Origin of the sequence: Microcoleus sp. Pol8_D6, assembly GCF_036700965.1 — a bacterium.
Classification (GTDB): Bacteria; Cyanobacteriota; Cyanobacteriia; order Cyanobacteriales; family Microcoleaceae; genus Microcoleus.
Map to the genome: position 1 here is coordinate 14,541 of NZ_JAUBPW010000011.1, position 15,403 is coordinate 29,943.

Here is a 15,403-nt window from a genome sequence, read left to right on the forward strand (position 1 = left end):
CATCTCTCTCTTCCCTTTCTCTGTATCCTCTGTGTCTTCTGCGGTTTCATCATTCCGATACAACCGGAATTGATATGACAACTGACTGTTTGGACATTTGAACAATACCGATGCAACCAGAAACGATATGAAATCGCTACTAGAAAAACCAAGTCTGCCTCCGCCGACTAAGAGATTGAGGGAGTATTTAAGCGGGATTTGGTATCAGTCAACAGTCAACAGTCAACCGTTAACAGTCAACAGTTAACCGTTAACAGTCAACAGTTAACCATTACCAAGGAGTGACTTGAACTTTGCCGTCTGGTGCCAAAACTACGCGGAAATCAGCCAGCGGTTCCGCAGGGGGCCTGGTGCCAATGGGTTTGTAAAGCAACTCCGACAACGGCGTTTCGGATCTCTCGACTGCTGCCGAATTTTCCGGCTTGTAACCGACAATCGCCCCGTCTGGGGCCACACTCACCCGATAAACCAACTCCGCATCAACCGGAGGCTGATTCTTCACAACTCCATCAATTTGCTGGGAAAGTTTGCCCCTCAACAGGTCAATTTCCCCTGGATCGGTAATTGGCAGGGCTGCCACATCTGGGCTTGCCAAACCTTCAGCAACAGGGCTGGGCGTGCTTTCCGGTGAAGTGCTCGACTGCGGTGTGGCGCTAGGTGAAGCGTCCGGCTGCGGGGCGGGGATCGGAGTCGGCGAAATCGATTCGTTCGGAGTTTGATTTCCAGGCAGCAAACCGTCAGCAGGGGGCGTGGGATTGGGATTAGGCGAACCCGATCCGCCCGGATTCGGCGTCCCCTGATTTTGGCCCGCTGGATTGGGCTGCGGCATCGGATCTCTCTGGCGCTGGACTTCCGGCACCGGCACCAAGAAAAACGCCATCGCCGCCAAAGCCAAACTCGACACCCCCACCACAGCAGGTAAAGTCCGCTTCGCCAAAGGTTCGGCCGACTTGATATAACGCCTGGAAATTGGGGTTAATTGCAGCGACAATTCCGGCAGTGTCTGCGTGTCGGCAAAAAACTGATCGATCGCCTCTACCAAGTCAAATAGCTGTACCGTCGTCAAATCAACTTTTGCCGACAGTTCTGTTTTTTGATCGATTTGGGTGGCGCTGCCTGTGGAGACGGGTAGAACGGTCAACCGATGCACATTCCCGTCAATTCTGTGTAACTGCACCATACCCACATTCGGGCCGTAGCGATCGGGATAATGCACTCCGCTCATAAATTCTTGAGCGTAGCTGCTGACGGCCCTCACCAAGCTTTCAAAAAACTCCCGTCCCCCGCTTAGGGGTTCGCCAAGACCTGTAACATAGCATTCAGCGCTCATTAATATGGAAAGCACCGGCCGTATATCCAACTGGCTGGCTGCCGATCCATCGCTCAACCCTTCTAGAACCAGGGTGCAATTTGGCAGACTGTACTGACGCCTAATAGTCATTTTTTATTCAACTTCTCCATCAAACAGGCTAACCCAGAAGCGCTGCATTCCGGCTGTGCCTGTACAAAATAGCAGTTTGCTCAACAAGTTCAAAGCTAGTTCGTTGAGCTTGTCATCGGAATCGTAAGCTGCAACTAGCGATCGCTTGGGGTTCATGCGCGATCGAAAGTGAGCTCGAAAACGTTCTAAATACTCGGCCAGCGGCAAGTGCTGGTTGAGGGGGATATTTTTCGACCGCAACTGCTGCGAGTCTAGCAGCAACTGCCGAATTGTCGCGGTTAACTTACGCGCCATATTACAGGCGATCGCCACCAGCGCTTTTGCCTCCACCATGGTAAGCGAGCGGCGCTGGGTGTAGCGTCTCAGCGGGTTAGTATTACGCATCAGCCAAAGGGCCACCCGATTTTTGATAATTGATTCCAATTCCAGGTCCTTTGACACGGCCAGCATTTCTTCCGCACCTCCGAGATACAAGGCTTCGATCGCCAGCAACATCAAGTCAATTTGCAATCTGGCTCGGCGGGGACATCCCCCATCGGAGGGCGACAAGTCTGGCAAACTGTCTAAAATTAACGGGTTTGACTGGGTAAGCGAAGTTTCTGACGGCATTAATATCACGGCAACATCCATTCCAAACAAACTATACGGGCACGGGGGGTCTTGAGCAAGACAAATTCTCAACCAAGAACTTCTCTGGGATACTTTATTTTTATCATTGACTTTTAGGTATATTTTCTAATTTAGCAGCAACCGACCGTCACAGGCGAGCTCCGGCGGCCGGAGTTCGATCGCCCACTCCCCCACCCCGCCGCAGCTTTGTGATTCCTTGCTTCATGAGGGGAGAAGGGGAGAGTCGGAAAGCGTCAAAGAATTTCCCATTTCCCATTTCTTATTCTCTATTGGGATCAATCAATGTTGCTGCTTTTGGGGTTGCACCGCCGCTTCTCTTTGAGCCGTAAAATCAGTAGCCGCCGTCTTATCAGTTAGACTAATTTTTCCCTTGAGGCTTTCTTGCTCCACAATTCCGCGCATTTTAACAGAACTGTTTTGACCGGTTGCTCTGGAGTCGCTGCAACCCGCTAAATTAGGAACCGCACCCGACAAGTTCAATCCTTGAGTTTCCCACTTACCAAATAGAGAAGGTTTCTCCTCGGCTCTTTTTTCCCTGCCCTCCCTGCTGCCCGATCGCAAATTACCGCTCAAATAAACCCCCGATTGCTCGATTGTCAATACCAAAACATCAGAATTTAGACATTCGGGCAAATTTTTAGGATCGAAGCGATAAGTTCCCGCAATTGCCGGGGCAGCCTTTAAATTTGTTTCCCCATAAGCAGTTACTACTTTAAACAGCAGTGCAACTGAGCCGATCGCAATCCCGTAAAATGCCAGTGATTTCAGGCTTAAATGATTCATCATCTTGCTAATTAATAATTGGGCATTGGGCATGGGCATTGGGCATTGACCAAACAGGGCATGGGGTATTGGCCAAACATGGCATTGGGCATTGGTACTAACTCACAAATAACCAATAACCAATAACAACAGTCAACAGTCAACAGTCAACTGACTACATTTGAGGAAGTACCGATGCCAAGTGCGATCGAACTCTAACGTAACACCGTGCAATCAGTAGCGAAGAATGACACTGCACAGCCAATTCATCAGTATACTGTCCCAAAGTTTGGCGCTCAATTCCCCACTCCCGACTCGTACCCGCAATAGTCAAATCAGCATTAGCAGAAGCCGCAACCACTGCTTGAATGGGTTCAGCAGCCTCCACAATCGGAGTTTCAATGCGCGATCGTACCTCAACCGGTAACTGCTCCATCACTCGCTGAAAATCGTAACTCAGCTCGTTTTCAGCTTCCCCGTCAACCGCCACCCGCAGCACCGTCAAACGGCGTTCCTCGCTATTAACTAACAGTCTCAGCGCCAATTCTAAACCCAAATCATCGTGAATGTTTGCTGCGTAAGGTACTAACAAGTTATTCAACCTTTCCCGGCCTCTGTCAACAAAAATTGCTACATCCACCTTAGCGTTGCTGAGAATTTGGCCGACACGTCCTCCCAAACGGTTGCTGCTAAAAGTAGGTCTGTGCCACCCTACTAAAATCAAATCCGCGCGATCTATTTCCGCAATTTGTGCCGTCTCCCTGGCTACATCATTAGTAACCCGAATGATGGGATGTACGAATTTTCTCGCCTCCGGCAGTTCCAAACTCTCAATCAATTCTGATAATTTCGAGCGACGTTCTTGAATAATGCGATCGGCTTCCGCAGGCGTACTTTCAAAAGCATAGTCATCATTTAATTCTATCAAACTCAGAGGATGAACCGCCGCCGACTGTAAATCCTCACCACCCATACCAGTAGCAGGCTGCGCCAGCGCTACCGCTAGTCGCAGTAAACCTTTCTGCGTGCTGGGATTGGCAACAGGTACTAAAATTCGATAAGTGGGCAGCAATTTGTTAGCAGTTTCTTCATTGCTGTCAGCAATTTGTGAATCTTCTAATTCTGAATCCTCAGAGTTAACTTCTGAAATATCTAATCTAATTAACCGTTTTGGATAAGTCCACTCCAACAGCGGGGAAGTCATAAAAGTTGTCACTAAAGCCATGATGACTAACATCGTAAATAGTAGCGGCGAAACTACACCCAAGGAAAGACCGATATTTAGCACAATTAGTTCAGTCAAACCACGAGTATTCATCAGCCATCCCAGGGCTGAAGCTTCGCGGTTGCTTATACCACAGACTCTGGCGGCAACGTAAGTTCCGACGTACTTGCCGACAATAGCCACTCCCAAAACTGCGGCGCACAGCAGCCACAATTCGGGGCTGTTAAGCAAGCCGATTTGAGTCCGCAATCCGCTATAAGCAAAAAAGATGGGCAGCAGAAATATTAGTACAAAGTCTTCGGTTTTTTCAGCTAATTCTCTGGTTAATCCCGCATTTTTAGGCATAGCAGCACCCAGCAAAAATGCACCGAAAATTAAATGAATGCCGATCAATTCAGTAATTAAGGCAGAAGCTAAAACTCCCATGTAAATGCCGGAGAGCACTAACTGTGTTAATCTGCCAGTGCGGTTGTAGTGTTTGGAAAGCCGCTGCAAGAACCAGCGGACTACAGTCAGCATGAAACCGATGTAAATTAAAGACTCAATAATTGTCGGCAAAGCACCGATCATCGAATTAGTACGAGTAACTGCGATCGCCACCGCTAACAAACACCACGCCGTTACGTCATCTACCGCAGCGCAAGTTAGGGCCAGCGTCCCCAATTTTGTATTCTGCAAGTTGTGTTCTGTAATAATTCTTGCCAGCACCGGAAAGGCAGTAATTGACATGGCAGCGCCCAAAAATAGGGCAAAGGCTGTAAACGAAACGCTATTATTTGAAACGATGGGATACAGCAGCAGTGCTAGGATGCTTCCCAGGGAAAACGGCACTAGAATGCTGACGTGGGAAGTTAAAATCGCTATATCTAAATTGCTTTTGAGGTACTTGGGATTCAATTCCAAACCAATCAAAAACATGAAAAATATTAGCCCCACCTCAGATAGCACATTGAGGAAGGGAACGGCTTCGGCTGGAAAAAGTGCTGTTGCTAAATCTGGTACAACTAAGCCAAACAGAGAAGGCCCAAGCATAATTCCTGCTACAATTTCTCCAATGACTTGAGGTTGTTTGATCGCTCGAAATCCTAAACCTACAAGTCTCGAAAGTGCGATGACAATTAGAACTTCAAGCAGAACGAGAATGGGTATGGGCATGGCGTTTTTAGCTTTGGGATTTTTGCGGATCGAGAGGGCAGGCTACTAAAGCTGACTGAATTGCCGATCGAAAAAAATGGATACCAGCTAGATCGAAGGTAGAAGGCACAAGATGCGCACCAACAACGCCATTCTCTCACAAGCGAACAAAGGCTTTGGCAACCTTCCACCTGGATTTTTTGTTTTTAAGAAGCTCTTGCAAGTAACTTTAACCGCAGCGTGTACACCCCGCACCCAACCCCCCCATTAAATCTCACATCCGGGTGCCAAGCCAACCCTACGGATATCAGATTGTCAGAAAAAGTAGCGCGCTTGTGATAAACTAGAAAAGTTGTTTAAATTCGCACATCCGGGTTTTCGGGTGTTTCTAGGGCTCAAACCTTCAGAAATACGACCGGGTGGAGGATTAACCCGAATTAGGAGTTAAAAATACAATGCCAGTAGTCAGTTTGGCTCAAATGTTAGAGTCAGGGGTTCACTTCGGACACCAAACCCGTCGGTGGAACCCAAAAATGTCTCCATACATTTTTACAGAGCGCAACGGGGTTCACATCATCGACCTCGTGCAAACCGCTCAGCTTATGGAAGACGCCTACGAGTACATGAGAGTTGCCTCAGAAAAAGGCAAAAAGTTTTTGTTCGTGGGTACTAAGCGCCAAGCTGCCGGGATTGTAGCCCAAGAAGCTCAACGCTGCGGTGCTTATTACGTCAACCAGCGCTGGCTGGGGGGAATGCTCACCAACTGGACGACGATTAAGTCCCGCGTGGAGCGCCTCAAGGATTTGGAGCGTCGCGAGGAAATCGGCGCTCTCGATTTGCTGCCGAAAAAAGAAGCTTCGGTACTGCGCCGAGAAATGGCGAAACTCCAGAAATATCTGGGCGGGATTAAATCTATGCGGAAGATTCCCGACGGAGTGGTGCTGGTAGACCAACGCCGCGAGTATAATGCGGTGTTGGAATGCCAAAAGTTAGGAATTCCGATCGTCTCTCTGTTGGATACCAACTGCGACCCGGATTTGGTTGACATTGCGATTCCGGCAAATGACGATGCTATTCGATCGATCAAGCTGATTGTCGGCAAGTTAGCTGATGCCATCTACGAAGGTCGTCACGGTCAGCAGGGCGGTGACTCTGAGGAAGACTACGACTACGACGGTGGTTACGAAGGCGCTGAATATGATGTCGAAATCGAAGAATTGGATGACCCCGATTATGTAGATCCCGACGACGCCGCTGAAGCCGAGGGCGAAGAAACCGAGAGCTAGTATTGCCCTCGGAATCTGACACCAGGAAATTAAAAATTAAAGATTGAAAATTAAAAATAATTATTATTATTTTTAGTTGGATATTTTTAATTTTTAATTGTACATAAGCTGGTCTGCATTTAAATTGTATGTCAAAAAAGATTAAAGTCTTGTGGGGTGGGCGTCCCGCCCGCCCTGAATATACAATTTAAATGGGCGACTGCTTAGCACGAGTCTAAGTCATTAGTAGAGCTCTGGCAAAAGCATTCATTGTGTGAGGGCCAGAATTCATTCTGGCGCTACACTTACAAAGTCGGTACTAATATCCACTGGGTATTTCTTCACTTTGGTCTAATCATTAACATTAAAATTAGTGACTAATGACTGATGACTAATGACTGATGACTAATGACTAATAACTAATTTTGATTGGGAACTTAAAGAAGATGGCGGACATATCTGCAAAACTTGTTAAAGAACTGCGCGAAAAAACTGGCGCGGGCATGATGGACTGCAAAAAAGCCCTCGTTGAAAACGAAGGCAATATGGAAACATCCATCGAGTGGCTGCGGAAAAAAGGTCTGGCTTCGGCAGGTAAAAAAGGTGGACGAGTTGCCTCAGAAGGACTTGTAGGTAGCTACATTCACACAGGCGGCCGCGTGGGAGTCCTCGTGGAAGTTAACTGCGAAACAGATTTTGTGGCACGCCGCGAAGAATTCCAAAAGTTGGTGCGGGATATTGCGATGCAAATTGCAGCTTGCCCAAATGTGGAATACGTGAAAGTTGAAGATATCCCCGCCGAAGTTGTCGAAAGAGAAAAGGCAATTGAAATGGGCAAAGATGACTTGGGCAATAAGCCGGAAAACATCAAAGAAAAGATTGTTCTAGGGCGGATTGAGAAGCGCATGAAAGAGTTATCTTTGATGGATCAGCCTTTTATTAAAGATCAGAATATCTCGGTGGAAGAGTTGGTGAAACAAACGATCGCCCAAATTGGAGAAAATATCCAAGTGCGCCGATTCGTGCGTTTTGTCTTGGGCGAAGGCATTGAAAAGGTAGAAGCTAACTTTGCCGATGAAGTGGCAGCCCAAATGGGTGTTCAATAATCCCAAATTAAGATAAAGAATTAAAAATTAAAAATGTGAAAAATCAATTTTTTGCATTTTTAATTTTTAATTTTTATAAGACTTATCGACAGACTATATTTGTAGTGTGGGCACTGCAAACCTTACTACTACAGACAGCGTAAAAATGGAAAACTTGCGTAATATCAAATCCGTTAGCATCGGCATAGTAAATTAGAGTTCACTGTTCACTGTTCACGGCGTCAACCGTCAACCGTCAACCGTCAACATCATTCCGGTGTAACCGGAAATGATATAAGTCCTATTTTAATTTTATACGAGAGATATGGTGCGACCAAGAGAGCGAATAGAGCAAGATTTGGCAGGACTCGAAGAGGCTTTAGCAGCCTTGAAGTTGGAGTTTAGCAGTACCTACGAAGGTTATTTAACTGCGTTGGGACAAGCGGTGCGGCAGCAGTTAATTTTGGCTTGCTATCACCTTTGCACTCAAGCAGTACCGGAGTCGTTTCTCAAGTTGTCTTTCGAGGGGAGACAAAAAATGCAGCAGTCTGTAAGGGCTTTGGCTGCGGCGTCGGAGGAAAAATTGCGATCGCTGGTGACTGAATCACAAGTAGATGAAGAAATAGAGGAAGAGGAAGAAGAAGACGAAGAGGAAGACGACTTCGATGAAGAGGAAGACGACTTCGATGAAGAGGAAGACAAATCAGACGAAAAGGAAGAAGACGAAAAGGAAAAAAACCAAGTTTCCGCCATTAACTATCTATTTTCATTGGCAAATTATCAATTGCCAAACGCCAATTCCCCTGAAAGTTTGGCACGCTGGCAAAATAGTATTGAAAAGTCGATCGCCCATATACTCAAGCTGCTTTCTCGCGACACCAACCGCTTGCTGCAACAGTCGGGAATCTTGCCGAGTCAATTGCCAGAACCGGTTTTAGAAGCTGCTTCTCAAGCTGAATCCTCCGGCGATAGTGTTGCCGGGCCGCCTAACTTATTAAACTTAATCATTGAAACCGATGCCTCATCAGCATCGCGAAAACTGGCAGCAACCTTTGGTAGTAGGGCGCTGCACATTACAGCGATTAAACTGCGGCTATCGGAAATAGAGTTTGCCGATGCGGGAACCTCGGCTTGGCGCCAGCAAATTCGTAACCTGTCTGTAAAGTTGAACTCGCTGGGTCGCGATTACCAGAAAAAGCAGCGGGAACTCGCTGTGGTGGAGGCTGAGTCGGCTTGGCGGTCGAGTTGGTTTGAAGATTGATCGGATGTTGAGGGAAGAAGAAAGTTCGGCAACGGATTATGTAACGGATGTAACGGATGTAACAGATGTCAGGAAGCCGGAAGAAGTCCGATGGAAGTCGGAAAAACGTACAACTTTTAAGCTATTGGAAACCGGGTTTCTTTAAGAAACCCGGTTTCTCGGTGTTATACTTTTTTGGTGGAAGCTTCTTAAAAGAAAAAGTTAAAATTTAAAATCTAAAATCTAAAATCTAAAATCTAAAATTGATATGACTATCGATCGACCAGAATGGCAGCGATTGCAAAAAGCTCTTTCAGTAGAAGCCGATCGCGGATTTAACGACATCCAAGGCAGTCAATACCGCTTCAGCGAGTTTCTGGGCCTGAGTTTGAGACAACTTGCAGGTTCTGTGGTGGCTTCGGCGCGCGATCGAGCCAGACAACTAGCCACTGAATTTGACATCTACCCTCAGAAAGATCTCGAACAGCGCCAACATTCGATCGCCATTACGGTCAGTTTTCTGAGGCAAATGGAGCAAGTTTGGGAACAAGAAACTCGCCACCAGCAAGAACAAGTAGCACAAGTCAGACCCGCAAACGCTAACGCTTCTGAACCAACCGCCCCAACACTTTCCGTTCCCCGAACAGTACCCCTGAGTACAGCCCCCCCACCGCCCAGCCTGACTCTCGACCAACAGTTAACCCGCGTCACCGGCATCGGCCCCGCCAACGGCAACCGCTTGGTAAAACTGGGTTTATACACTGTATATGACTTGCTTTACTACTATCCCCGCAACCACATCGACTATGCAAAGCAAGTACAAATTCGCGAGCTAATAGCCGGGGAAACTGTCACTTTAATAGCCGAAGTAAAGCGCTGCAATTGCTTTTCTAGTCCGAAGAATAAGAAGTTAACCATATTAGAAGTAATTTTAAAAGACCGCACCGGAGAAATAAAAATTAGTCGTTTTTTTGCAGGCCCTCGCTACAGTAATCGCGGCTGGCAAGAATTTAAAAAGCGCGAGTATTGTACTGGTGCGGTGCTGGCAGCTTCCGGGTTGGTGAAGCAAGGTAAATATGGAATTACTTTAGAAAATCCTGAGTTAGAAGTATTAGACGACTCCGGCGGTGCGATCGAATCAATGAAAGTCGGCCGCCTGATACCAGTTTATCCGCTGACTGAGGGGGTGGATGCTGGTTCGGTGAGGCGATCGATTTTGGCGGCAATGCCGGCGGCGAAAATGTTGCCAGAATCCCTACCAGAAGATTTACGCGAGCGTTACGGTTTAATGGGTTTAGCCGATGCCGTGACTAATATTCACTTTCCGCTCGATCGAGATTGTTTGGCCGCCGCCCGCCGCCGCTTAGTTTTTGACGAATTTTTCTACCTGCAATTAGGACTTTTAAAGCGCCGCCAAACCCAAAGGAAAGCTCAAGCGAGTGCAGTCATCATTCCGACTGGCAAATTGATCGAACATTTTTATGAAATATTGCCTTTTGCCTTGACTAATGCTCAGGAAAGAGTAATTAACGACATCCTCAACGATTTAGCTTCGTCGCAACCGATGAATAGATTGGTGCAAGGCGATGTCGGCGCCGGCAAAACTGTAGTCGCCGTCGTGGCAATGCTAGCAGCAATTCAATCCGGCTATCAAGCCGCTTTAATGGCCCCGACAGAAGTTTTAGCAGAACAGCATTACCGCAAATTGGTAGGTTGGTTTAACTTGATGCACTTGTCTGTCGAACTGTTAACTGGTTCCACAAAAATAGCCAAGCGCCGCGAAATTCACAACCAATTAGAAACCGGAGAATTGCCAGTTTTAGTGGGAACTCACGCGCTAATTCAAGATACGGTGAATTTCCATAAATTGGGTTTGGCGGTAATTGACGAACAGCACAGATTCGGTGTACACCAGCGCGCTAAATTGCAGCAAAAAGGCGAAGCTCCCCACGTTTTGACGATGACGGCAACTCCCATTCCCCGGACGCTGGCGCTGACGCTGCACGGGGATTTAGATGTGAGTCAAATTGATGAACTTCCCCCCGGCAGGCAGGCGATTCAAACAACTGTACTATCGGCAAAAGAACGCATTCAAGCTTACGATTTGATTCGGCGGGAAGTGGCGAGCGGGCGTCAAGTTTATGTGGTGCTGCCACTGGTGGAAGAGTCGGAAAAGTTAGATGTGCGATCGGCAATTGAGGAAAAAGAAAAACTTGAAAAAAGTGTATTTCCTGAGTTTAAGGTGGGTTTGCTGCACGGTAGGATGAGCAGTGCTGACAAAGATGAAGCAATTTCTAAGTTTCGAGACAAAGAAACTGATATTTTAGTATCTACTACTGTCGTCGAAGTGGGAGTAGACGTGCCGAATGCCACGGTAATGCTGATTGAAAATTCTGAGCGTTTTGGACTGTCGCAACTTCACCAGTTGCGGGGTCGAGTGGGTCGGGGCAGCAACCGTTCTTATTGTTTGTTAATGCCTGGTTCCAAAACGGCGGAAGCTATGCAGAGAATGAAGGTTTTAGAACAATCTCAAGATGGCTTTTTTATTGCGGAAATGGACATGAGATTGCGCGGGCCTGGTCAGGTTTTGGGAACTCGGCAGTCGGGTTTGCCGGATTTTGCTTTGGCGAGTTTGGTGGAGGATCAGGAGGTTTTGGAGTTGGCGAGGGCGGCGGCTCAAATGGTAATTGAGAATGATGAAAGTTTGAATCAGTGGCCGGTGGTGCGGGATGAATTGGAGCGCAGATATCAGCGGATGATGAGTGGGTCGATTTTGACTTAGAGAGTTTTGGACGCAGCAACGGGGTTTTTAATATTTTGTAGTGGGCGGTTAAGCGAATATCTATCAAAGCCGGCTGTTTATTGCTGCCAAACCACCCCTCTCCCCGTAGGGCGGTTTATTTGCCTTTGCCTATTTAATGTCAGAAACCCGGTTTCTTGCCACAAAGTCCCGTAAAATCATAGTTTTTTTGTCAAGAAACCCAGTTTATACGGTTTTGCTGAGAATGGTGCAAAATATCAGGTTGAGCGAAGCGTCAAAAACACGAATTTGTTGGGTAGGAGTGCCTCAACTCAACCTACTTTCGGAGACGATTTTTCCCTTGGTCTAGGGTATTTTTATCAGTTGTCAGGCTTGGGGCACTTATTAAACCAAGAATCCTTCGCAGGAATGACGAGAAAGTGTCAAAATTAAGATAGTCCTGCCAGAAACAGGGAAAAGGAAATCCGGCCTGTACTGGCCTTACCAGGCAACATTCATTCCTCGCTTGTCACGCTTGCAGGTGGTCGCCGACGGTTCGTCGCATTTAATCTCAACAGTAATTATGAAAGATCTCACTCGTTATCGAAATATCGGCATCTTCGCCCACGTAGATGCTGGCAAGACCACCACAACAGAAAGAATCCTGAAACTGACAGGTAAAATCCACAAAATAGGTGAAGTTCACGAAGGCGCGGCGACTACTGACTTCATGGAACAGGAGCAAGAGCGCGGTATTACGATTCAATCCGCTGCTACCACCTGCTTCTGGAACGAGCATCAGCTCAACATCATCGATACTCCCGGACACGTCGATTTTACGATCGAGGTTTACCGTTCTTTGAAGGTTCTCGATGGTGGCATTGGTGTGTTCTGCGGTTCGGGTGGAGTTGAACCGCAATCTGAAACCAACTGGCGCTACGCTAACGATTCCAAAGTCGCTCGCGTCATCTACATCAATAAGCTTGATCGCACCGGTGCAGATTTTTACCGCGTTGTCAAGCAAGTTGATAAAATCCTTGGCGCTAAACCGATGGTGATGGTATTGCCGATCGGCATAGAAGAAAAGTTTTGCGGCGTAGTAGATTTGCTGACCCGCAAAGCCTGGATCTGGGATGACTCCGGCGATCCGATGAACTACGAAATTAAAGATGTCCCCGCCGATATGGTCGATGATGTCGAAACTTGGCGCGAACAGTTGATCGAACTGGCAGTAGAGCAAGACGACGCTCTGATGGAACAATATCTCGAAGGCAATGAACCGAGTATTGATGACCTCAAGCGCTGTATTCGCAAAGGTACTCGCGATCGGGCATTTTTCCCCACATACTGCGGCTCATCGTTTAAAAACAAAGGCGTACAGTTGGTTCTCGATGCCGTAGTTGACTACCTGCCAAACCCGATGGAAGTCACACCACAGCCAGAAGTCGATCTCGATGGGAATGAAACCGGCGAATTTGCCCTTGTCGATCCCAATCGGCCATTGCGGGCACTGGCGTTTAAGATCATGGATGATCGCTACGGTGCTTTAACCTTCACGCGCCTGTACTCAGGTAAGTTGTCCAAGGGCGACACCGTACTCAACACCGCCACAGGCAAAACCGAGCGCATCAGCCGTTTGGTGGAAATGCACGCCAACTCGCGCGAAGAAATTGAATCTGCCCAAGCAGGGGACATTGTGGCGATCGTCGGCATGAAAAACGTCCGCACCGGACACACCATCTGCGACCCCAAAAATCCCGCCACCCTAGAGCCGATGGTATTCCCCGATCCCGTTATTTCGATTTCGGTCAAACCGAAACAAAAAGGCGGCGAAGAAAAAATGGGAGCAGCCCTCACCAAAATGGTGCAAGAAGACCCATCCTTCCACATGGTGACGGATCTAGAAAGCGGCGAAATGATTCTTAAGGGGATGGGCGAGTTACACCTCGACATCAAAGTAGACATTCTCAAGCGCACCCACGGCATCGAAGTAGAAGTCGGCGAACCACAAGTGGCTTACCGCGAGTCGATTACCAAGCGCCTCGAAGACGAATACACCCACAAAAAGCAATCAGGTGGTTCCGGTCAATTTGCGAAAATTGGCTATGTGATCGAGCCTGGTGAGGTGGGAAGTGGCTTCCAGTTTGAGTCCAAAGTGACTGGTGGTAGCGTGCCGAGAGAATATTGGCCAGCGGTCGAAAAAGGCTTTGAAAGCTGCATCGACAAAGGCGTCTTGGCTGGATTCCCCTGCCTAGACTTGAAATTCACCCTACTAGACGGCGGTTTCCACCCCGTTGACTCGTCAGCAATGGCCTTTGAAATTGCTGCCAAAGCGGCCTATCGGCAGTCTCTGCCTAAAGCTGCGCCTCAGTTGCTCGAACCGATTATGAATGTTGATGTATTCACTCCAGATGATTACATGGGCGACGTGATCGGCGACCTCAACCGCCGCCGGGGGATGATGAAATCTCAGGAGACAGGGCAAACAGGAGCACGGATCAAGGCAGATGTACCGTTGAGCGAAATGTTTGGTTACATTAGCGATTTGCGTACTATGACATCTGGCCGCGGTCAGTTTTCCATGTCCTTCTCGCACTATGCTCCTTGTCCGAATAACATCGCTGAAGAAGTGATTAAGGCGGCCAAAGAACGTCAAGCCGCGAAGTAATGTATTGACTGTGACGAATCGATTCGTCGCAGTCAATAACCAACGTTAAAAACTAGATTTTTCTAGTTTTTAACGTTGGTCAATGGAAGTAAGCTGTTACGCATTTAAATTGGAAATTCGGGACAGGCTAGAAGCCCGTCCCACAAGAGTTTTATTGATTTTTGACACACAGTTTAAATGTAGAAGAGCTTATCCCAATTTTATTTTCCCAGGAGCGTTCGCTGTGAGAACTCGCTAGGGATATACAACCTAGCCAACGTCCTGTTTGCACTTATCACAAATGCTTTTTACTATCCAAAAGAGATGTTCCCTTCAAAAGTCTCTCTAATAAGGGCGATCGCGCATCAATAATCAAGATAATATTTGCTAATATACAATCAATAATTTAAAACCCTGGCAGGTAGCCATGACAGCCACCCTGATTCAAGCCCCAAGAGCCGGATTTCTGCTGAAAAACATTAGTTGGCAGACTTATGAATCTCTAGTAAACGAACTCGCCGAACAGCCGGGAATTCGTTTGACTTACGATCGTGGAAATTTAGAAATTATGACTCCATCAGCACCCCATGAAGGTAGTAAGAAAATTTTAGGCCGTTTTGTGGAAAGTGTGACTGAAGAATTAAATGTCGAAATTCGGAGTTTGGGTTCACTAACTTGTAGGCGCGAAGATTTGGCTCGCGGATTAGAACCAGATCAGTGCTACTACATCCAAAATGAGAATGTGGTTTGGGACAAAGAACAAATCGATCTCAATCAAGATCCACCACCAGATTTAGTGGTGGAAATAGACGTGACTAGCAGTTCGATTGATCGACTTTCTTTATATGCAAGTTTAGGCGTACCGGAAGTTTGGCGCTACGATGGAAATCGTTTAATAATTTATCAGTTGGAATCACAGGTATATGCCGAAAGAGATGTTTCTCCGACTTTCCCTTTTTTGTCGCAAGTTGAGATGCTGCGCTTTTTGGAATTGAGGAGGACTACAAAAGAAAATGCTTTAATTCGCTTGTTCCGGGAGTGGGTGAGGAGTCAAATTCAGTCAGGAGAGTGAAGCAGCAGGGCGATTCCCTTCGGGATAGCTCCGCTTCACGCACTTTGGAGATGATATCATATCGTGTAAAACATGAGTTTGTAGCGAGGACTTCACTGCGAGCGAGTTTTAGGAAGACTTTAGTCCTCACTACGAACTTAATTATAATTATTGACCCGGACA

General features: G+C 47.3%; 12 protein-coding genes. 7 read left to right on the plus strand and 5 right to left on the minus strand.

All coding sequences use genetic code 11. The annotated features are described in order from the left end of the window. Positions 1-271 precede the first annotated feature (271 nt). The 5 genes from QUA10_RS06895 to QUA10_RS06915 all read right to left on the minus strand — a co-directional run bounded on the left by QUA10_RS06895 (position 272) and on the right by QUA10_RS06915 (position 5,213). Positions 272-1,441 carry a DUF4335 domain-containing protein gene (locus tag QUA10_RS06895; RefSeq protein ID WP_333081935.1) on the minus strand — a complete coding sequence of 390 codons (1,170 nt, stop codon included), beginning with the start codon at positions 1,439-1,441 and terminating at the stop codon, positions 272-274. 3 nt (positions 1,442-1,444) lie between these two features. Beyond that, positions 1,445-2,071: a DUF3038 domain-containing protein gene (locus QUA10_RS06900; RefSeq protein WP_333081936.1), complete on the minus strand. Its 627-nt coding sequence runs from the start codon at positions 2,069-2,071 to the stop codon at positions 1,445-1,447. A 127-nt stretch (positions 2,072-2,198) separates the two neighbouring features. Continuing rightward, positions 2,199-2,327, minus strand: coding sequence for a hypothetical protein (locus QUA10_RS06905; RefSeq protein ID WP_333081937.1), 129 nt, complete (start codon positions 2,325-2,327; stop codon positions 2,199-2,201). A 23-nt stretch (positions 2,328-2,350) separates the two neighbouring features. Further along, entirely contained in the window at positions 2,351-2,887 is a 537-nt protein-coding gene (locus QUA10_RS06910) for a hypothetical protein (protein WP_333081938.1), read from the minus strand. Between the two features lie 121 nt (positions 2,888-3,008). Next, positions 3,009-5,213 carry a cation:proton antiporter domain-containing protein gene (locus tag QUA10_RS06915; RefSeq protein ID WP_333081939.1) on the minus strand — a complete coding sequence of 735 codons (2,205 nt, stop codon included), beginning with the start codon at positions 5,211-5,213 and terminating at the stop codon, positions 3,009-3,011. A gap of 434 nt (positions 5,214-5,647) precedes the next feature. On the opposite strand from QUA10_RS06915, the gene rpsB reads away from it, so the two are divergent. The 7 genes from rpsB (at position 5,648) to QUA10_RS06950 (ending at position 15,241) form a co-directional block, all read left to right on the plus strand. Then, positions 5,648-6,478: a 30S ribosomal protein S2 gene (gene rpsB / locus QUA10_RS06920; protein ID WP_172187021.1), complete on the plus strand. Its 831-nt coding sequence runs from the start codon at positions 5,648-5,650 to the stop codon at positions 6,476-6,478. A gap of 425 nt (positions 6,479-6,903) precedes the next feature. Beyond that, on the plus strand, positions 6,904-7,563 hold the full coding sequence (gene tsf / locus QUA10_RS06925) for a translation elongation factor Ts (protein ID WP_333081940.1): 660 nt from the start codon (positions 6,904-6,906) through the stop codon (positions 7,561-7,563). Between the two features lie 304 nt (positions 7,564-7,867). Continuing rightward, a complete protein-coding gene (locus QUA10_RS06930) occupies positions 7,868-8,803 on the plus strand; it encodes a hypothetical protein (RefSeq protein WP_333081941.1) in 936 nt (311 codons plus the stop codon). A 4-nt stretch (positions 8,804-8,807) separates the two neighbouring features. Further along, complete coding sequence (locus QUA10_RS06935) at positions 8,808-8,948, plus strand: hypothetical protein (protein ID WP_333081942.1); 141 nt, start codon at positions 8,808-8,810, stop codon at positions 8,946-8,948. A gap of 102 nt (positions 8,949-9,050) precedes the next feature. Then, positions 9,051-11,564 carry an ATP-dependent DNA helicase RecG gene (gene recG, locus QUA10_RS06940; RefSeq protein ID WP_333081944.1) on the plus strand — a complete coding sequence of 838 codons (2,514 nt, stop codon included), beginning with the start codon at positions 9,051-9,053 and terminating at the stop codon, positions 11,562-11,564. A gap of 541 nt (positions 11,565-12,105) precedes the next feature. Beyond that, on the plus strand, positions 12,106-14,190 hold the full coding sequence (gene fusA, locus QUA10_RS06945; protein ID WP_333081945.1) for an elongation factor G: 2,085 nt from the start codon (positions 12,106-12,108) through the stop codon (positions 14,188-14,190). 406 nt (positions 14,191-14,596) lie between these two features. Next, the gene (locus QUA10_RS06950) at positions 14,597-15,241 is read left to right on the plus strand and encodes a Uma2 family endonuclease (protein ID WP_333081946.1); all 645 of its coding nucleotides are present in this window, start codon (positions 14,597-14,599) and stop codon (positions 15,239-15,241) included. Positions 15,242-15,403 lie beyond the last annotated feature (162 nt).

Coding starts and splice junctions, on each gene's coding strand:
- tsf (WP_333081940.1), top strand. CDS start 6,904: ATGGCGGACATATCTGCAAAACTTGTTAAAGAACTGCGCGAAAAAACT.
- rpsB (WP_172187021.1), top strand. CDS start 5,648: ATGCCAGTAGTCAGTTTGGCTCAAATGTTAGAGTCAGGGGTTCACTTC.
- QUA10_RS06910 (WP_333081938.1), bottom strand. CDS start 2,887: ATGCCCAATGCCCAATTATTAATTAGCAAGATGATGAATCATTTAAGC.
- fusA (WP_333081945.1), top strand. CDS start 12,106: ATGAAAGATCTCACTCGTTATCGAAATATCGGCATCTTCGCCCACGTA.
- QUA10_RS06900 (WP_333081936.1), bottom strand. CDS start 2,071: ATGGATGTTGCCGTGATATTAATGCCGTCAGAAACTTCGCTTACCCAG.
- QUA10_RS06905 (WP_333081937.1), bottom strand. CDS start 2,327: ATGGGAAATGGGAAATTCTTTGACGCTTTCCGACTCTCCCCTTCTCCC.
- QUA10_RS06915 (WP_333081939.1), bottom strand. CDS start 5,213: ATGCCCATACCCATTCTCGTTCTGCTTGAAGTTCTAATTGTCATCGCA.
- QUA10_RS06895 (WP_333081935.1), bottom strand. CDS start 1,441: ATGACTATTAGGCGTCAGTACAGTCTGCCAAATTGCACCCTGGTTCTA.
- QUA10_RS06930 (WP_333081941.1), top strand. CDS start 7,868: ATGGTGCGACCAAGAGAGCGAATAGAGCAAGATTTGGCAGGACTCGAA.
- QUA10_RS06935 (WP_333081942.1), top strand. CDS start 8,808: ATGTTGAGGGAAGAAGAAAGTTCGGCAACGGATTATGTAACGGATGTA.
- recG (WP_333081944.1), top strand. CDS start 9,051: ATGACTATCGATCGACCAGAATGGCAGCGATTGCAAAAAGCTCTTTCA.
- QUA10_RS06950 (WP_333081946.1), top strand. CDS start 14,597: ATGACAGCCACCCTGATTCAAGCCCCAAGAGCCGGATTTCTGCTGAAA.